Below are 19,708 nucleotides of genomic sequence, written 5' to 3' on the forward strand. Positions count from 1 at the left end.
GGTTACAGTATAAAAGAACATCCCATTAGGGTGACATTAATTTGCTGCCAGAACTTTGTCAGACTGTGCCACCTGATGATCCGGAATGTTCGGATAAATCTTTGAACGACAAAATAGTGACGGGAGACAGCTATGAAACTGAAGACCAAATTTATCTCAGGCTTTCTCGGGGTGGCATCGCTGGTCGCTGTTTTGGGAATTATTACAATTCAAACAAAGAAAAATGTTGATGATAAGTTTAATCAGATTACCGAGGGTACAACCCGTCAACTGGTGGCATTAAATCAGATTAAGGCAGCCTCCCTCCGACTCACCAACAAAGCCTATAGTTATGCTGTCATCGAAGGAAAATCTACCGCCACCTCACCCACCTCTCCAGACGAAGAACCGGAACAACAAGCCAAAGTTGACTTTCAACAATCCGTTGCGGCGCTGGATCAGTATTTAGCCGAATTTCAATCCTTTGCCAATAACCCTCAAGCTCAAAGCTTTTATCGGGAATTAAAAGTCAGTAAGCTGCTATTGGCAGAAATCAGCCAGGAAATTTTAGCCTTAGATGACACCAACTTCCGACGCACTGATATCTTGGCAAAACGGCAAGCGTTAGAGAATGCGGAAGACCAATTCTTAGCCGTTGTTGATCAAGCGATTACCTTTCACACGAATACTCTAGAAGAAGAAAATCAAACCGCGAATCGCAGTTCAACCTACTCACTGATTATCAACCTCACAGCAATTACTGGCGTTGTCGCCGTATCAATTATTTTCGGTATCGTCTTAGCCGATCGCGTCACCAAGCCGATTGTGAAGCTCAAAGAAGCCGCCTCTAAAATTGGTGAAGGGGACTTCGATACCTATGTTGAGGTACAAACTAAGGACGAACTAAGTGTCTTAGCCGATACCTTTAATCAGATGAGTAAACAGCTCCAAGAAACGACGGTATCTAAATCCTATCTCGATAATATTATCAGTTCTTTGAGTGATGGACTCATTGTCCTGAATAAAAATATTAGAGTTGAAAGCTTTAATGAAGCCACCTTATTTTTATCCGGCTATTCGCCCAAAGAACTGCGCGATCAACCCTTAGAACGTTTCTTTAAAGAAGATAACTTTCTCGCCCATTTACAGGCAAATGATTCCCAACAAAGTGGATTCCTAGGTCGGTACGAAACCACCTTCTTTACGAAAGCAGGTAATCCTATCCCCGTATCAGTTACCGCCTCAGTGATGAAGAATTCAGCCGATCGGATTCAGGGAATTGTTTGTTTAGTTCAAGACATTTCCGCTCGCAAACGGGCAGATGAAGCATTGCGCCGTCAAGCCTTAATGTTTGAAACCATTTATGATGGCGTGATTGTCACCGATTTGCAGGGTCATATCTTGGACTGGAATCCAGCAGCAGAGCGAATTTTTGGCTATGAAAAAACCGAAGTATTAGGTCAAACCTGTGGCATGGTTTATAAACCGGATGAAGCCACCGCCTTAACCCAACAAATGCTAGACAGCTTACTACGAGAAGGACGCTGGACAAGGGAGATTGAATTTATCCGGAAAGATGGCAATAAAGGGGTTTGTGAAACCGTGGTTGTGCCGTTGCGGGATGACTTAGGTAAACCCATTGCCGCCATTGGCGTAAACCGAGATGTAACTGAACGCAAAGAGTATGAAAATAAATTAGTAGAAGCGCGGGAAGCCGCCGTCGAAGCCGCCCGGGCAAAAGCTCAATTCTTAGCAAATATGAGCCATGAAATCCGCACGCCGATGAATGGCGTGTTGGGAATGAGTGAATTACTGTTAACCACCGATCTCAATCCCCGCCAACTAGATTTCGTCAAAACCTTGCAAGTCAGTGGTGAACATTTACTCGGTGTCATTAATGACATTCTCGACTTCTCCAAACTCGAAGCCGGCGAAATGCGCCTGGATGTCGATGAATTGAATATTAATCGATCCTTGGAAGATGTCTTAGATTTGTGTTCTCCCCAAGCCGAAGCCAAGGACTTAGAATTAGCCTTATTAGTGGATACCGATGTCCCCCGACGACTCATCGGAGACGTGGGTCGCTTGCGCCAAATTTGCACCAATTTAGTCAGTAATTCGATTAAATTTACCGAATCTGGCGAAGTCGTGATTCGGGTGTCGGTGCATCAAGAATTGCCGGATCAAGACAAAATTCAACTGCGATTTGCGGTGCGAGATACAGGGATTGGCATTCACCCCGAGGATCAACGGAAACTCTTCCAAGCCTTTTCCCAAGTTGATTCCTCCACCACCCGCAAATATGGGGGAACCGGGTTAGGATTAGCCATCTGTAAACAACTGGTGGAAATGATGGGGGGTGAGATTGGCGTCGAAAGTCAAATTGGCGTGGGTTCGACGTTCTGGTTTACAATTACCTTTGGGAAAGTGGCAGTGGGTACTGAGGAGAATGAGAGCGATCGCATCTTTAGTAATCTACCCATTTCCCCGGAATCCCTGCAAGGGAAACGCATCTTAATTGTCGATGACCGCCCAATTAATCGCCAAATTGTCAAGTATCAGTTAGAAGCCAGAGGCATGGAAGTCGATGAAGCCGATAATGGTATTATTGCCCTCAACGCCATGCAAGCCTCTGCCGAAGCGGGTAAACCCTACGATGTGGCGCTACTGGATATGAAAATGCCCAAAATTGATGGGTCTACCCTAGGACGATTAATTCTCGCCGAACCGGATTGGGCAAAAACCAAATTAGTGCTGATGACCTCAATGCACGCTGGGGATTCCGCCCAACCCTTACTCAAAAGCGGGTTTGCCGATTATTTAGTCAAACCCGTCAAAGAATCCCAACTGCTAGAATCCTTACAGAAAATCCTAGCAGCTGAGATTCCCGCCACCCTCTTCAGCACCCAATCGGCTATCCCTGACCCCTCTCAGCCTGGACCCCAACCCACTTGTCTGAAAATTCTCTTGGTGGAAGATACGCCAATTAACCTGAAACTGGTGCGCCATCAGGTACAATTATTGGGACATGAGTCAGAGTCAGCCGAAAATGGTCAAGAAGCCCTTGACAAAATCGCCGAAAACGACTATGATATCGTGTTAATGGATTGTCAGATGCCCGTCATGGATGGCTACCAGGCAGTCCGAACCTTACGGGAGCGAGAAGGTACAGACCGCCATACTGTAGTTATTGGCATGACCGCTTACGCCATGCAAGGCGATCGCGAAAAATGTCTAGCCGCAGGAATGGATGATTATCTAAGTAAGCCCGTGATGGTGAAAAACTTAGCCCCCGTATTAGAACGATGGTCCTCGGTGGTCAAAGGCGTCTCCCCCAAACCCGAACGTCCCTCTCCGGCGCAATCCACAAGTACCCTACTCTCCGATGTCGTAGACTGGAAGCGTCTCAAGGAAATCTCCGAAGGTGATCCCGCCTTTCAACTGGAATTAGTCCAAGGCTTTATCAAAGAGGGCGCCAGTTTTATTAACCAGGCAAAACAAGCATTAGCCAATAAAGACTGGGTTATGGTTGCCAATAAAGCCCACCAACTCAAAGGTGCCAGTTCCTCCGTCGCCGTGCAAACCATGCCCGATGTGGCGGAACAACTGCGCCATCAGGCAATCACTAAAAATGGGGAGAGTAGCGCTAAGCTAGTTGAAGAATTAGAACAACTCCTAGAACAGCTCAAAGGACATATCGACCTAAATACTACCTCCCTCAAAGAGGAACTCCCCAGCAAAGGATGGGATTTTCAACAAGAGGTTGCTGAGTTGGCAGCAAAGACATCCAAATTGAAAGCGGAAACGGAACCCCAGCAGCCGCTAACTCTTTTGTTAGTGGAAGATACCCCCATTAACCTGAAATTAGTCCAGCACCAAGTTCGCCTCCTGGGTCATCAGTGGGATGCGGCGGAAAATGGTGAAAAAGCCCTGGAAAAATTGGCAGAGAATGACTATGACATTGTGTTAATGGATTGTCAAATGCCAGTCATGGATGGCTATCAAGCCACGCAAACCTTGCGGCAACGGGAAGGTACAGACCGCCATACTGTAATTATTGGCATGACCGCTTATGCTATGCCAGGCGATCGGGATAAATGTATCGCGGCGGGCATGGATGACTATCTGAGTAAACCAGTAATGGTAAAAGAACTGAAAGTCATGTTACAGCGATGGTCGTTGGTAGTCAAGGAAAATAAGGCAAAATCCAGCAAACAGATGGACAGCCACGATAGGGTGGAAGCGACTACAGATCCCGTGGATTGGAGTGCCTTGTCAGAGATTTCTGGCGGTGATCCAGAGTTTCAGTTGGAATTAGTCAAAGGATTTATTAATGATGGGTCAACGTTTCTCTCCCAAGTCCAGCAAGCTTTGGCGGATAAAGACTGGGTAATTCTGGCAAACAAAGCGCATCAACTTAAGGGGGCGAGTGCGTCTGTGGCGGTGGAATCGATGTCAGATTTAGCGCGTCAACTCAATGATCACGCCCACCAGGAAAACCTAGAAGAGGCGAATAAATTAGTAAGTCAGATGGAGGAAATTATGGCGCAGGTTAAGGTATCGGTGGCGAAGAAAGCAGCGGCGGTTTGATATCTTCCCTTGGAGAGGAAAAGTTTTACATTGCTGTGAATGGGTAAGGCGATCGCACTTCTAATCTGGATGCATCCCAATTTAGCATCTGGCGATGTTGGGCGCACGTCATTGGATTGTTTTAGATTAGAGGTAATGATTCAAGAGGTCTAATTGTGGTCTTTGCTCAAACCAGTTCCCCTGTAGGAATAACTCGCCTCACGTTAGACGAGTATCGGGCGATGGAAGAAACCCACCCAGAACGCCATGAATACCGCAACGGAGAGATTATTACAATGTCGGGAGGTTCTGAAGCCCATAGTGCGATTGCTAGCAATTTATTAATTTACTTGGGGTTTTTGCTGAGAGACACGGATTTTCGTTTGTATAACAGCGATTTGCGTGTTTGGATTCCTGAATATCAGTGTGGGACTTATACGGATTTGATGGTGGTTAATGGTTTCCCAGAGTTCAATGGTGAGCGCAATGATGAAATTCTCAATCCTTTACTGATTGTTGAAGTTCTATCACCTTCTACGGAAGCCTATGATCGAGGTGAAAAGTTCAGAAAATATCGCTCTATTGCTAGCTTTCGGGAATATCTGCTGGTGAGCCAAAGTGAACCCTACATTGAGCAGTATCATAATCTTGAGCAAAGCAGTAATGATCGCTGGCTATGGCAAGTATACTCTAACCTTGAGCAGGCGATCGCTCTGCACAGTTTAAACATAGAAGTTCCCCTGTCTGAAATCTATCGTCGCATTAATTTTTAAGGAGGGCGATCGCACTCTGTATTTGATCTGATAATTGTGTAGATACGATGGCTTTTTGTTCTAGAGATTGCACGCACTAACACGAGCAAACAAATCATCCCGAAGGTCTCCCCACGCCAACCATCCCACGATTCCACCGCCAGGAAGATGTCCTATCGGTGCATTCTGATTAAATATCAGCTCATTGTAACTTTGCCACCGATTAGACACCCGCCAGCCAATCCGATCAGCAAATGCGATCAAATCCTTTCCTGATTGCTCATAAATCCGCTGCTGAACACTAAAACCAAATTGACCACTGCTATACTTAACCCAACGTTGATCAATCGCCCGAAGTTCCTGGCAAGGAAATTGCTGAATATCTTGATTCGTTAAATAGCCGCGTTTATCCGCACCCGTAATTTTCAAGATCATCGTAAACGTTTCCTCGTCTGCTTCTCGCCACCGCCCTGCTGCTAACAGTTCCTCAAGTTTGCTATACTTTGCCGCTTGAGAAGATCTTAAATTATCTGCAAACATACGCTTTCTTGTAAATCAATAGACAGTAGATATTTGATCCCCTGATCATTTGATCAATCATCCCCTACCCGCATCAGAACAATTAATCCTCTGCCTATCTCTCCTCACCCTAAAAGACTACCGCAGTTGGGAACGCGATCGCCAAAACCAAGCCAATACAAAAATACGGCGAAGAAACTCCCTGGATGAGAGCTTTTCTCGCCGTTGGTATGTTATGCAAAAGACTAGAACAATTGTTCTAAAGCTTTTTTAAAAAACGGGTCAACCCCAAATAAATTGGTTAACCCGTAAGCTTGGGAACGCCTAGATGGACTATTTTTGTACCACCAGTTTAACGTTGGCATTTTGTAAGCCACGTTGCTTGACCTCTGCTAAGGTCTTATTAACGGCGTACTTCTGGTTGATCGAGTTGATCAGTTCGGTTTGGTTGTGCTTTTTAGCAACACCCCACAGGTCAGCGATTAGGTCAAAGGAACCATCGCCATTGCGGGACCAACCGAGGTCATACTCGCCTTCGAGAACAGCAACGAGGTCTGCACGAACTCGCTGACCATTGTAGCCGCGCACATCAGCTTCCGTTTTCACGGAAATACCTAGATCGCTCAAAGAAGCCTTTAAGATTTCGGCATCGGTGATCTTGGTACGCAGAGTGCTAAAGTGAGACATTTTAGATTTCCTCCAGTAGAGATAGAAAACAAACGACAACGTAGCTTTTTTGGGTATGCCGCAGTTAAAGTGCGGCGTCTTTTGAAACTGCTAGCAAGTAGTTTGCTAGCCTTTCCTCCTGTTGGGAGCAGGAGAAAGCCTGTTAGAACTCCATGCGCTGATATTCAGCGACGGAGGCTGCAGCAGGTCGCGCTCTCTGTCTTGCCCAGTCCCTTAGGGCTGTGACCTGCTCAGTCATTGTCCGAGAAAGCGGCAGCGTGGCTTTAATCGCCGCGATAATATCCAGTTGGGTGAATTCCCGATCTTGGGCAAACGCCTCGTACATTGCAGCGATGAGGGCTTGCTCAATTTCTGCACCGGAAAAACCGTCACAAATTGTCGCCAACTGTTCGATATCAAAGCGGTTAATATCTCGACGCCGCTTACTCAGATGAATGTTAAAGATTTGCTGACGCTCTTCTTTATTCGGTAAGTCAACAAAGAATATTTCGTCAAATCGACCTTTGCGGAGAAACTCTCCCGGTAGCCGTTCCACTCGGTTGGCTGTCGCCATGACAAATACTGGCGATGTTTTCTCTTGCATCCAGGTGAGGAAGGAACCAAAGATGCGGCTAGAGGTGCCACCATCGGAGTCAGCCGAGCCACTGCTTCCCGCAAAGGATTTGTCTAGCTCATCAATGAAAAGGATAGCAGGTGAAATCGATTCTGCTGTTTTTAGGGCATTTCTCAGGTTGGCTTCTGAGCGACCAACCATGGAACCATCATACACCCGACCCATATCTAACCGCAATAGGGGTAGTCCCCAAAGGCGAGACGTTGTCTTGGCAATCAGGGATTTTCCGCATCCGGGAACTCCCAAAATCAGCATCCCTTTAGGTTGGGGTAAACCATACTCTCTTGCCCGTTCAGTAAAAGCGCCCGATCGCTGTTTCAGCCATCGCTTTAGCTCCTCTAAACCGCCAACAGAATCAATGGTTTCATCCTCTTCAATATACTCTAAAATACCGTTGCGACGAATGAGCTGTTTTTTCTCAGACAGAACAATATCAACTTCCGCTTCCGTGAGACGCCCTGCTTTAACTTGGGCTTTGCGGTAAACTTTCTCCGCTTCATCTCGCGTCAAACCCAATGCCGCTTTCAGCAACTTCTCCCGCGTTTCCGTGGTGGTGCGACGCCCTTTGGTTTTATCCAATTGCTGAGACAGCACTTGGTTGAGTTCAGTCAAATCCGGTAGCGGATAGTCAATCACCACCACTTCCTTCTCTAACTCAATCGGCACCTGCTGCAGGGGAGACATGAGTATAATCGTTTTCTGAGCCGCCTTGAAGCTGGCGATCGCATCCCGCAGCCATCGGGTTGTTGCTGGAGAATCAATAAATGGATGTAGATCCTTAAATATATAGATACCAGGTTCTTTTTGTTGAATAACCCATTGTACAGCAGCTTCTGGAGAGACTGTATTGTGTTGGGTGATGTGGCGTGATTGACCATACTCCACAATCCCATGGGTGACAGTCCACACGAATACGCGCCGTTGCTGACCTTTATGTTGAGCAATCATGGCTATTGCCCGTTCTGTCCGCTCTTCCTCTGACGTCACCAGGTAGATTAGAGGGTATTGAGCTTGAATGAGAATACTTATCTCTTCTTGCATGACTATCGACCTATTTAGAGACGGCACAACCACTGCCCAAACATCATTAATAGAACTCTCGCAGTTAGCTGTTTTTGTAACACTATCAACAAGGAACGAGTTCCTCTTCGCCCTGAGAATCGGTACGGGATTTAACTTCTTCTCGCACTTTCTCGACAGGCAGTTCATCATCCAGAAGGCTGGGCTGATTTTTTAGAGCAACCATATCTCCATCTTGAATAACCACTGAGCTAGAACATTCCGGGCAATTGTATACCCGATGAGTATTCCCGTAGGATGCTTCTACCTCGTCTACCACTTCCGGGTGGTGTAGATAGAATACGATTGCTCTCTCGACCATCGCCGACATTGAGTCTGAGTCAACGGCTGCTCGGATTTTGAGCTGGCGATGAAGTCCTGGTGGGAGATACAACGTAACTTTTTGCTTGTCTTGCATATTATTTTCAATCGTTTTACCCGGGTATGTATGCCAGATTAACGGCATTCTCTTTGGCTGTCAATACAGTAAGCCAGTATGACGGCATTTTTGTAATATTTCTTTACATTATCCGGTTCTGATGCCCGATCAGGCGGATGAATCCAGGGTGCGGGGGGAGATGGGGAAGAGGATTACCAATCAACAATGAACCATGAACCATGAACAATCAACAAATGACAAATGACCTGGAAATTCATTAGTCGAATCGCGCCACTGGCTGTCTTACTCGTAAGCTGTCAGGGTACTAACGTGGATTTGCCAGACACCTGGAACACCTACCGCAACTCCCGCTTCAACTTTGAGTTCCTCTATCCGAGTAATTGGATACCCTTTCCCCTACCCGACAACCTTGATGGTCGAGCCTTTCGTGATCCGGAGAATCCCGACTGTGAGATTAGGGGATGGGCAGAATTTGCCCCACTCGGAACCCCATCACCTGAAAGTACATCCCAACCCCTCAATCCATCTCAACCTCAAAATTTCTTCACTGAACAAGGTGAAACAGGTCAACTTCAGGTAAACCTTGACTCTGATATCAGTGTGATGACCTTAACCCTGACCCAGAACAATGTAAGCTACAACTGGCAGGGACGCTGTGAGAGTGAGCAATTTGCTGATTACTATCGCTTTTTCTATTACATTGCTCGTCAGTATCGTTTGCCAGTACCCGATAAAAACGGAATGACAAATGACAAATGACGAATGACGAATGACGATCTCCACCGTTCACTTTAATTGTGTCCACCGACTTAATTTGTACAATACAAAAGTGCGATCGCGTTGCTTTGGTACGAACCATGTCCTCAGAACTTCCCTCCCCGGCTAATTCGCCAAAAAATTCCCCACTCCTGCGAGTTGTGATTGTAGAAGATGATCCCATGATGCAGCTTGGCTTAGAACAATCTTTATCCACAAACCCCCAGCTTGAACTGGTGGGACAAGCTGAAGATGGCTATATGGGTGTGGAAATGACCAAACAACTCAAACCTGATATCGTGGTCATGGATATTGGTTTGCCGCGTTTAGATGGGATTGCGGCGACTCAACAAATTAAAGCAGATTTCCCTGAGGTGAGAGTGGTCATCCTCACCTCTCATACCAGCGATCGCGAAATTATTGCTTCACTCTCCAGCGGCGCTGATGCCTACTGTGTTAAAGGATCAAGTGTAGAACGATTACTCCAGGCGATCACCGCGGCGGCTGAAGGCGCGACGTACCTTGATCCTCAAATTGGTCGTCAAGTTCTCAAGCATTTGTCCCCTCCTTCTCCCCCAGGCAATGTTTCTAATTTGTCACAACGGGAGCTAGAAGTCTTAAAACTGATCGTCGAAGGCTACAGTAACCCAGAAATTGCCGCTCAACTTTACCTCAGCGCCAATACCGTTAAAACCCATGTACGCGGAATCATGAACAAACTTTCGGTAGATGACAGAGTGCAGGCGGCGGTGGTAGCGTTGCGATCGGGAATTGTTTGATGGTTCAGGGTTCATTGTTGATTGTTCATTGATCATCATCTCCCCCAGCTCCCAGACGTAGCATGCTATGTCTCTACAAGCTCCCTCAGCTTTCCGCTTTAGCAATGATGTAAGACGAGGCACTATGCTAAATTTTACTAAAATTTACACTTTTTTATACTTTTATAGTATAGTAGCTACAGATAGCTACTCGGTCAGGAAATCTGTCGATGGCAGATATCATCCATAACCAGAGTGTAAGAGATGATAAATCCTTGTCCACTGGATGTCAGACTATTGTTGAATTCTGAGGTGTCCCAGTTTTGTTATTAGCTTTGGCTCACGTCAACTCTCGCCAACCTGCTACGGCGTTAGTTGTATGGACAGAATACTGAGTACGGCACAGACTAATCGAGATTGAACACAATTCCCCAAGGATTTGATGGCATAGCCAATTTAATCTGTATCTTGATCTTGGCGGTTTTGTCATCAAAACTAGACTGTTGAGAGTATTTTTGATCGAATAATGACTTCCAATGCAATGCAACCTTCAAAACCATCATTGTTGGTAATATAAGTAACACGGGTAATACGTTCAATCTTCACGTCCCATCAGGACAATAGTGACTGGGGTTTCCAGCAAGCGATTTGAGTCATATTTGAGTCTATACTCTTAAACTAATCAGGAAGTCAAAGGGAAAAATTATAACTGTGGACATTCGACAAACCTAAATTTATCGAAGCTATCAAATTATGTTCCCATCCAAGTTGCATTGAGATCGGGAATTGTACCAATTTTAATGGTAAACACCTGGAGGTAGTTGCATGAAATCATCACTCGTTATCCTATACCACCGCGAACCTTATGATGAGGTCGTGGAAAATGGTAAAGTGCATTATCGGGCAAAGAAAAGCCCCAATGGGATTGTGCCAACCCTGAAAAGCTTCTTTGCTGGCGTCAATCAAGGCACCTGGATTGCTTGGAAACAGGTGAATGCTAAGCAAAGAAATAACTTTGAACAGCGGATTGTTGTTGAAGGTGAAGGGAACTATAACGTTCGCCGGATTCCCCTATCCGCCGATCAGGTCAAGCATTTCTATCACATCACCTCGAAAGAAGCCTTTTGGCCCATTCTGCATTCATTCCCCTATCACTTCACCTACGAAAGCTCAGATTGGGAAAACTTTCACACGATTAACCGCCTATTTGCCGAAGCCGCCTGTGACGAAGCAGCAGATGATGCGCTAATTTGGGTGCATGACTACAACCTATGGTTAGCGCCCTACTATATCCGCCAACTGAAGCCGAATGCGCGGATTGCGTTTTTCCATCACACTCCCTTTCCCTCGGTGGATATTTTCAATATCTTACCGTGGCGGGAAGAAATTACCGATAGCTTACTCTGTTGCGATATTGTCGGTTTCCATATTCCTCGCTATTCCGAGAACTTTGTCAATGTGGCTCGTAGCCTGCGCCCGGTGGAAATCGTTAAGAAAGAACCTGTACCTGAGCATATTACCCCGACGGGAATTGCCTTGGCTGAGCCAGAAATGACCACTCAGCTACGATACAAGGATCAGTTAGTTAATATCGATCCTTTCCCGGTTGGTGCCAATCCGCAACAAATTCTCTCTATCCTGCATAAACCAGAAACGCAAAAACGGTTTGCGGAAATTAAGGAAAGCTTAGGCGATCGCAAGTTAATTATCTCAGCCGGACGAGTGGACTATGTCAAAGGCACTCGTGAAAAGCTAGAAGCTTATGGACGCCTGTTAGCGCGTCGTCCCGACTTGCATGGCAAAATTAACATGCTGGTTACCTGTGTGGCGTCGGCGTCGGGAATGCGAGTTTACAAAACGGCTCAAACTCAGATTGAGCAATTAGCTGGAAAAATTAACGGGCGGTATGGGAACTTAGACTGGCTACCGATTATGCTCTATACCCAACCCGTTCCTTTACCGGACTTGCTCTGTTACTACAAAGCCGCAGATATCTGCTGGACAACGCCTTTGCGAGATGGTTTAAACCTAGTGGCGAAGGAATATATCATCACCCACGAGAAAAAAGAAGGTGTATTAGTCCTCTCTGAATTTGTCGGCGCCGCCGTGGAACTCCCCGATGCCATTTTGACCAACCCCTACTCCATGGATCGCATGGACGAAGCGATTGAGCAGGCGCTGACGATGTCTCCGGAGGAGCAAAAGGAACGGATGGCGAAAATGTATGACATCGTAACCAAGTACGACATCCAGTGCTGGGCAGATCACTTGTTTGACATGTTTGAGAAAACCAAACATCAGACCGCGAAGCAACAGGAAGCCGTAGCGGTTTAAACCGCTGTAAGGATGCGCCATGGCGCGTCTGGGTGCGGGAGGTAGAGGTGCAAAGACGGGAGAAAGAGTATGAGGTTAACGTCCTTCCTTTTTCCCTCTTCTTCTCCTGTTTATCTCCCTTGTCTATTACTGATTTGCCACCGTCGCGACTAATGTGGAAGTTAGATGTTACTCAAACGGGATCATGCGTGATTTACAAACCATCCAGAGCCAAACCTATGATCTAATTGTCATTGGCGGTGGCATTAACGGTGCGGGTGTTGTCCGAGATGCGGCTCTGCGAGGTCTGAAAACGATTTTGCTGGAGAAGGCTGACTTCTGCGGTGGTACGACCAGTTGGTCAACCCGATTAGTTCACGGTGGCTTGCGCTATCTGGAATATTTTGAATTTGCCCTAGTGCGGGAATCGTTACGGGAGCGAGAAATTCTGTTGCATACCGCCCCCCATTTAGTCAAGCCCCTAATGCTGACGATTCCGATCTATAGCGATCGCTCTCGTCCTTACTGGAAAATTCAAGCTGGGATGCTCCTCTATGACATCTTGAGCTTCGAGAAAACCCTGCTACCTCACCGGATGCTGCCCAAAAAGAAGTTTAAGCAGCTCTTTCGCCATATCGATCCCGATGGTTTAGTCGGGGGAGCGCAATATTATGACGGTCAGGTAGCCTATGCCGAGCGTTTGGCATTAGAGAATATTATCGCGGCTGAACAAGCGGGAGCAACGGTTCTCAACTATACCGAAGTCACCCAATTACAGCGCCAAGAGGGTCGCATTGCCAGCATCACCTGTAAAGATGCCTTAACGGCAGAGGAATTCACCGTTCGAGGCAGCGATCGCGCCGTGGTGGTGAATACCGCCGGTCCCTGGGTGGATAAGGTTTGTCAGTCTGGGGTGAAAAATGGACAATCTGCGCCCATTGGTAAGAAGAAAAAACTCGGTCCAACTAAGGGCAGTCACATCATTGTCCCCCCCTTCCCCGGTGCCCCCGAAACAACGTTATACGTAGAAGCGAAAACGGATGGTCGTCCGTTTTTTATTGTGCCATGGTTGGGCATGTATTTAATTGGCACCACGGATTTGCGCCATGAAGGGTCTCTTGACTCAATTAAGGCAGACAACGAGGAAATTGATTATTTACTCACCGAAACCAATCGAATTCTGCCCACTGCTCAATTGTCCCGCCAAGATGTGAAGTTTACGTACGCGGGGGTACGTCCCTTACCCAATGCAGAGGGGAAGAAACCCGGAAGCGTTACCCGCAGCCATATTCTCTATGACCATACCCCAGAGGGTGTGAGCAATCTGATTTCTTTAATTGGCGGCAAAATCACCACCTATCGCCAAGTGGGGGAAGAGATGGTGAATAAAGTCTATCGCAAGCTGGGACGCTCTGCTCCCCCTTGTCCCACCTACGAGAAACCCTTACCGGGCGCCATGTTACCCAGTGATCCGCGTCTGGAAAAAGCGCTGCAAGACTATCGCCTCTCCTTACCCCTGGCAACAATTCATCACCTGTTTGATGTGTATGGGGCGAAGGCGGTGGATATTTTAGCCTTAACCGACGAGGAACCGGAATTAGCCGCAGCGATTACCCCCAACTTGCCCGATATTAAAGCCCAGATTATCTATGCGGTGCAGTCAGAATTTGCGCGAACCTTGGTCGATATTGCCCGTCGCCGGACCAGCCTAGCCATGCATACTAACTATGGCTTTGATATTCTGCCCGTACTAACTGACACTCTGTCTCGCTATGGTGGTTGGAGTGCGGCGGAGTGCGATCGCCAAGTTGAGGACTATCGGGCTTTCATGGAAGCCAATTGTATTCCCGATTACGTCATGGCGACTCAGAAAGAAATCCAACCCGTGAGTTAATCCCATCCGCAAAGGCAAAAGAACTCATTATATTTTTTCTTTTGCCTTTGACCCTTAACTTAACCCAGAAATTGTTGAGTTCAACACATACTATTTATGGTGAGCAACCTCTCAAATTCTCAATCCAGCTCATCTCAAGCGGATCAGAACCCAGAAACGACTCAGGCTCATGCCCACTCCCACCGGAGACCGGCGCCAGAAGCTACCCTAGCCATTCTCGGCGCTGGGGCTTGGGGTAAAGCGTTGGCAACAATTGCCAGACATAAGAATCATCAGGTGCGACTGTGGTCTCGCAGCAGCACCGAATCCCTGGAAGAGGTATTAGCGGACATTGATATGCTCGTCTCCGCGATTCCGATGAAAGGAGTAGCATCGACAGCGGCGAAGATTCAAGAGATTGGTTTACCGGATTATGTGACAATTATTACCGCAACCAAGGGATTAGACCCAGAGACAACTCGTACCCCTTCTCAAATCTGGGAAGCCGACTTTCCCAACCATCCGATTGTAGTGCTTTCGGGTCCGAATCTCTCCAAAGAAATTGAGCAAGAACTCCCCGCCGCCACAGTGGTGTCGAGTACAGATATGGCAGCGGCGGAGGAAGTGCAAACAGTATTTTCCTCCAGTCTCTTCCGAGTGTACACCAGTCCCGACCCCATTGGCACCGAACTGGGAGGCACCCTGAAAAACGTGATTGCGATCGCGGTTGGGGTTTGTGATGGGCTAAAATTGGGTACGAATGCCAAATCTGCCCTAATTACCCGGGCGTTAACGGAAATTATTCGGGTGGGGACACACTTAGGTGGACAAACGGAAACCTTCTTCGGATTATCGGGCTTGGGTGATATGCTAGCCACTTGTAGTAGTATACTCAGCCGGAACTATCGGGTTGGTTACGGTTTAGCCCAAGGGAAAAAATTGGAGCAAATTCTCGAAGAATTGCAAAGTACCGCCGAAGGGGTAAATACAGCCAACGTATTGGTACAAATTGCCAATCGCGAGCAAATTCCTATACCCATCTGTCGGCAAGTTTATCGTCTACTCAACCATAAAATTACACCCCAAGAGGCAGTAGAAGCGTTGATGGAGCGGGATTTAAAGCCAGAATTTGGCGATTTGTTCTAAACCGTTGATCAGACATCAGCAAGTCTAGGCAAAACGGGTCATATCTAGGCTTGCTGCTTACTTCCTGCGTCATTTTGGCGATAACACAGATTACACAGATTGAAGGGCATTCTGCCAGAGACTCAAGATTAAATGACACAGATGGACACAGAAAACTGAATAATTCCCATCAAAATCTGACCATCTTTTCCTGATTGACTGGTCAAGGTTTCATGGGCTTTGTCCTAATCGCTCATGTAGACTGCTATAACATCTGCTGTGAAATCAGTGGGACTAACCTCTCACATCCAAACTCTTACCCTTTTTAGAAATCTGTGCCATCTGTGTTTTTTTCTGGTATACTTTTCATCATGGGAAAATGTGCCTGCCTATAGACTCGATCCACAAGATATCAACGTCGGATACAAAAAGAGCGATCGCAACAGTCTTCGTCATCCCCTATAACTGGGTTCTCGTCCAGATTCTCTATCAGGATCTCAAGGTGATTTGGTAATACCCATATTCAGGTGTTCATGGGACATCTGATTGGTAATTGCAGCTAAAAAAAACAGAATTAGGGCTTGACTTTTTGGGAGATTTTAGGTACTTTTATATCATGGGAAAATGTGCCGTCCTATAGACCCCCATCAACCGTAAGCCGTAGGGTGGGTTAGGCGGTATTCAATTAAGAAAACAAACCACTTAATTACTTATCCGCCGTAACCCACCACGTTATCTAACGAGCGAACAAAAGATTTGGGCGAGTCGATTACATTAATGGATTTCCCGATAACAATAGGGGGGCGAGTCGATTACATTAATGGATTTCCCCTAACAATAGGGGGGCGAGTCGATCGCATTAATGGATTTCCCCTAACAATAGTGCAGCGACTCGCCCCTACATTCCCTACATTCCCTACATTCCCTACACCCCCAACAAAACTGGAACTATTGATAGCAACATTGCACTCCCCAATTAACATCGGTGGGTTGGGTTGGATTATTCATTGAATCGTTAGCGCTTCCGTTTAAATTCCACCTAACCTACCCTAGGTTTTTTCCTTTCCATGATTTCCTTTAAATCCCTTTTTTTGAGACAAAGGGGTTTTTATTTTACCCAGTTTGTTATAACATTATTACAAGTTACTTAAGTATTAAACATTAAAGGAGAAAAAAGCCATGACACATCTCCCCCCTAACTTCGACACCAGCAACACCGATGAAACCTATATCCAGCAAGCCTTAGAGGAATTGGGCATTATCCAACTCCTCTCATTGATTAAGCACTACAGCGACATTGACTTCGATGCATCTCAAATGCACCTGACGGATGATGAAGCCCATGCGATCGCAACGTTATTGATCCAGCAATTAACCGAAAGCCTCACGGGTAAACTCATTGCTGGTGTCTTAAATACTCTGCGTCATAGTCAAGAAATGGAGGACGTAACGCCACACCCAGGGCGGGTTTTGCCATCAAGTTGGGTCAAACAATTCCTGTTTGTTCCTCAACCCGCCCCGACACAATTAACACTCAACGATTCTTCCGGTGAAGATGATCACAACCCCTACCGTTATCCCACCGATTCAGATCATGGAATAGAGCCTCCATTAGTGTGTACCCCAACCGGACGCTATAATTCCAAAGAACCCCACAAACCCCGCCCGATTACCCAGCGTGAACAATACATCATTGACCTCTATTGTTACTGTAAATTAAGGATGACACCCAAGACGTTTTATTCCAAATGGGATGTCACGTATGAGCAAATTTCTCATATATGTTTCCGTTCCCTGGGAACCGTTCAATGTTGGTTCAACCGAGGTCAAGATCATCGCTCTCCTCACCCCGTTGACTTGCGCCAGTTGACAACCGTGGATTTTTTGTTAGATCATTTTGAAGAACTTCCTCAATCTTTAATTGATCTGCTTTGTTCTTCTTGAAACTGAATTGGGGAGTCTGAGGGGTTGCTCCCCTCTTTCGTGGGGCTAACCTCTCACATCCCCACCCCAACCGTTTCAATCAATCCGTGAAAGAGCGTGTTTCGCCCTGTGCTACCTGAAAAACCCCTCGGCTGGCGTAGCACACCTAATATGTTTGATGGATGGTTCTTGGTAGGGGCGCACAGACGTGCGCCCTTTGCCAACGTGCGTCCTTATTGATAAATGGCTTCATTGATGATTATCCCTTTATAATCATTGCGATCGCGTCACCCATCTGATTATCCTGAGACTTGAGGTAAAAGCGACGATTGATGTCCCTGGTTTAAGGGAATAAGGACGACAAGAAGCACAAGATAAGATGAACCTTGACATGAGCGATCGCCATGACACAGACACTAGATAAACCGACAGACCAACGGTTCACCCACTCAGGAATCAACTGGCAACAATTTCGATTCATTCAAGCAGGATTCAACAATTCCCCTGGAATACGACTGTTCTACTACAAGGGTGAGGTAGAAATTTTGGCAGTTTCACAAGACCACGAACTTTTCAGTCGGACAATTGCAGGGCTACTGTTTGACTACTTTGTGGAAAAAGGCATCGAATTTTACCCCACAGGTAGCTTTACTCAAGAAAAAGAAGAGGTAGCTTCAGCACAGGCTGACGAGTCCTATTGTATTGGCAGTTTAAAGAAAATTCCCGACTGTCTTAAGTGGAATGGGGTTATGAATTAGGTGGGCAATCATACCTAGCTCAGGGGTTCGGCTGTTTGAGATTACGGTAATCTTTACACGGTCAATATTTTGTAGGAGTTGTTGATAGGCTTCAGGGACTTCTATTTTCCCATCCTGTACCTTGGCGGTAAATTCAAGCGTTGACATTTTTGGCTGCTAATTTAACGGATATCTTATCTTCAATGGTACAGCACAAAGTCAAAGTGGACGGACTATTGAATATACCCAGAGTGCTTGGGGTTGCTTTGGAAACTTTGTTACAACACAAGTGACACCGATTGAGTCACACTCTTGCAGAGACTCACGCTTAAATGACACAGATTGACACAAAAAGACGTTTCAAGCGATCGCACCCAAGACTCGCATTGTGGCGATATCGGGTAGGATTGAGCTGATCATGGGGAAAATTGGGTGATCAGGGAGTTTGAACTCGGGTGGATTGAGGAGTGCGATCGCATCGACGGGATAAAATGATAGAGGTGGATTGCTCAAGCGTGACGTTAAATGAAACAAGTCGAACAGATTCAATCGGAAATTGAAGCGCTCTCCCAGGAGGATTTCCGGCGATTGAGAGAGTGGTTTGCTCAAAAAGATTGGGAAATCTGGGATCAGCAAATTGAGGCGGATAGTGCTAATGGTAAACTGGATTTTTTGCTGGAAGAGGCAATGACAGCCAAGTCTCAAGGAAAACTAGGAAACTTGTAAGTGCATCATCGAACAACCCCGAAATTCTGGCAACGTTTTTACGCCTTACCAGATGTGCCTGCCTATAGACTCGATATATAAGATTGCAGATGGGGATATAAAAAGAGCGATCGCTCCCAAGACCCAATTGTGGCGATATCGGGTAGAATTGAGCTGATGATGGGGAAAATTGGGTTCCCAGTCTAAACTCGGTTATCTGTATCCATTATAATTTTTCCAAATCGGGAGAGTCGATTATGCAAATCACAGCGATTAAACGCGGTCAAACGTTAGAATTTTCAGAACGTCTGGATATTCCTGAAGGTCAAGCGGTGAGACTTGAAATTATTGATACTCCAATCAATCAGGATAAAGGCAAGTTTGGTGACAACTTAGAAGAATTTAGGCTCAGGTATAATATTGCTGAACTAGATATTGATGTTGATGATATTTTTGGCGATGTGCGCGATAAATCTCCTGGACGCGAGGTGAATTTGTGACGCTTCGATTTTTGCTAGATAGTAATATAATATCTGAACCGATGAAGCCAAAGCCTGATGCCAGGGTTATGGCAAGTTTATCCCGTCAAGAGGAGAGAGATGTCAACAGCAACGATAGTCTGGCACGAACTGTTATTCGGTTTGAATCGATTGCCACCATCAAGAAAGCGTCAAGGGTTGGAACGGTATCTTCAGGAAGAAGTTAAAGCGAAATTACCGTTTTTCCCTTACAACGAAGCCGCCGCAGAATGGCACGCTCTCTCTTAGGGCGCGTTTGGTTAAACTGGGTAAAACTCCCTCGTTTGCAGATAGTCAAATTGCCGCAATTGCTAAGGTGAATCAGTTAATTTTAGTGACTAATAATGTATCAGATTATGCTAATTTTAATGAATTGCCAATCGAAAATTGGTATTTCTAAAGCCTGGTTGATTTTCTCCTGC

The 19,708-nt window shown here is 46.2% G+C and carries 16 protein-coding genes and 1 pseudogene; 12 read left to right on the forward strand and 5 right to left on the reverse strand.

Going from position 1 to position 19,708, the window contains the following annotated elements; translation table 11 throughout:
* The first annotated feature begins 132 nt into the window (after positions 1-132).
* Complete coding sequence (locus tag RIE73_RS32800; RefSeq protein WP_446405155.1) at positions 133-4,569, forward strand: response regulator; 4,437 nt, start codon at positions 133-135, stop codon at positions 4,567-4,569.
* Between the two features lie 155 nt (positions 4,570-4,724).
* The gene (locus RIE73_RS32805; protein WP_446396796.1) at positions 4,725-5,321 is read left to right on the forward strand and encodes a Uma2 family endonuclease; all 597 of its coding nucleotides are present in this window, start codon (positions 4,725-4,727) and stop codon (positions 5,319-5,321) included.
* A gap of 60 nt (positions 5,322-5,381) precedes the next feature.
* On the opposite strand, the gene RIE73_RS32810 is transcribed toward RIE73_RS32805, so the two are convergent.
* From RIE73_RS32810 to RIE73_RS32825, 4 genes are all read right to left on the reverse strand, one after another.
* Positions 5,382-5,840: a GUN4 domain-containing protein gene (locus RIE73_RS32810; protein WP_446405156.1), complete on the reverse strand. Its 459-nt coding sequence runs from the start codon at positions 5,838-5,840 to the stop codon at positions 5,382-5,384.
* A 312-nt stretch (positions 5,841-6,152) separates the two neighbouring features.
* The gene (locus RIE73_RS32815) at positions 6,153-6,506 is read right to left on the reverse strand and encodes a DUF1257 domain-containing protein (protein ID WP_446336784.1); all 354 of its coding nucleotides are present in this window, start codon (positions 6,504-6,506) and stop codon (positions 6,153-6,155) included.
* A gap of 142 nt (positions 6,507-6,648) precedes the next feature.
* Positions 6,649-8,160, reverse strand: a complete 1,512-nt coding sequence (gene ycf46 / locus RIE73_RS32820; RefSeq protein ID WP_446405157.1) for a stress-responsive protein Ycf46 — start codon at positions 8,158-8,160, stop codon at positions 6,649-6,651.
* A gap of 85 nt (positions 8,161-8,245) precedes the next feature.
* The gene (locus tag RIE73_RS32825; RefSeq protein WP_044206195.1) at positions 8,246-8,596 is read right to left on the reverse strand and encodes a hypothetical protein; all 351 of its coding nucleotides are present in this window, start codon (positions 8,594-8,596) and stop codon (positions 8,246-8,248) included.
* A 222-nt stretch (positions 8,597-8,818) separates the two neighbouring features.
* Here RIE73_RS32825 and RIE73_RS32830 point away from each other — a divergent pair, with 222 nt between their 5' ends.
* The 7 genes from RIE73_RS32830 (at position 8,819) to RIE73_RS32860 (ending at position 18,084) form a co-directional block, all read left to right on the forward strand.
* Positions 8,819-9,337, forward strand: coding sequence for a hypothetical protein (locus RIE73_RS32830; protein ID WP_446405158.1), 519 nt, complete (start codon positions 8,819-8,821; stop codon positions 9,335-9,337).
* A gap of 98 nt (positions 9,338-9,435) precedes the next feature.
* Positions 9,436-10,113, forward strand: a complete 678-nt coding sequence (locus RIE73_RS32835) for a response regulator (RefSeq protein ID WP_446405177.1) — start codon at positions 9,436-9,438, stop codon at positions 10,111-10,113.
* An 804-nt stretch (positions 10,114-10,917) separates the two neighbouring features.
* Positions 10,918-12,426 carry a glucosylglycerol-phosphate synthase gene (ggpS, locus tag RIE73_RS32840; RefSeq protein ID WP_446405159.1) on the forward strand — a complete coding sequence of 503 codons (1,509 nt, stop codon included), beginning with the start codon at positions 10,918-10,920 and terminating at the stop codon, positions 12,424-12,426.
* Positions 12,427-12,610: 184 nt separating this feature from the next.
* Positions 12,611-14,299, forward strand: coding sequence for a glycerol-3-phosphate dehydrogenase (glpD, locus tag RIE73_RS32845; protein ID WP_446405160.1), 1,689 nt, complete (start codon positions 12,611-12,613; stop codon positions 14,297-14,299).
* A gap of 96 nt (positions 14,300-14,395) precedes the next feature.
* On the forward strand, positions 14,396-15,424 hold the full coding sequence (locus RIE73_RS32850; protein WP_446405161.1) for an NAD(P)H-dependent glycerol-3-phosphate dehydrogenase: 1,029 nt from the start codon (positions 14,396-14,398) through the stop codon (positions 15,422-15,424).
* A 1,158-nt stretch (positions 15,425-16,582) separates the two neighbouring features.
* Positions 16,583-17,347 carry a hypothetical protein gene (locus RIE73_RS32855; RefSeq protein ID WP_446405162.1) on the forward strand — a complete coding sequence of 255 codons (765 nt, stop codon included), beginning with the start codon at positions 16,583-16,585 and terminating at the stop codon, positions 17,345-17,347.
* A gap of 383 nt (positions 17,348-17,730) precedes the next feature.
* Complete coding sequence (locus RIE73_RS32860) at positions 17,731-18,084, forward strand: hypothetical protein (RefSeq protein ID WP_446405163.1); 354 nt, start codon at positions 17,731-17,733, stop codon at positions 18,082-18,084.
* Positions 18,085-18,423: 339 nt separating this feature from the next.
* Here RIE73_RS32860 and RIE73_RS32865 read toward each other — a convergent pair whose 3' ends face one another.
* Complete coding sequence (locus RIE73_RS32865; RefSeq protein WP_446405164.1) at positions 18,424-18,576, reverse strand: hypothetical protein; 153 nt, start codon at positions 18,574-18,576, stop codon at positions 18,424-18,426.
* A gap of 12 nt (positions 18,577-18,588) precedes the next feature.
* Between RIE73_RS32865 and RIE73_RS32870 the strand changes: the two genes are divergently transcribed.
* From RIE73_RS32870 to RIE73_RS32880, 3 genes and pseudogenes are all read left to right on the forward strand, one after another.
* Positions 18,589-18,789 (forward strand): hypothetical protein, encoded by a 201-nt coding sequence (locus tag RIE73_RS32870; protein WP_446390189.1) that lies wholly within the window; start codon positions 18,589-18,591, stop codon positions 18,787-18,789.
* Between the two features lie 236 nt (positions 18,790-19,025).
* Positions 19,026-19,268: a hypothetical protein gene (locus RIE73_RS32875; protein ID WP_446405165.1), complete on the forward strand. Its 243-nt coding sequence runs from the start codon at positions 19,026-19,028 to the stop codon at positions 19,266-19,268.
* Positions 19,265-19,686, forward strand: a pseudogene (locus RIE73_RS32880) (PIN domain-containing protein). Before RIE73_RS32875 ends, RIE73_RS32880 begins: the two are co-directional and overlap by 4 nt.
* The last annotated feature ends 22 nt before the right edge of the window (positions 19,687-19,708 follow it).

It is taken from the genome of Coleofasciculus sp. C1-SOL-03 (assembly GCF_040220555.1).
Classification (GTDB): Bacteria; Cyanobacteriota; Cyanobacteriia; order Cyanobacteriales; family Coleofasciculaceae; genus Coleofasciculus.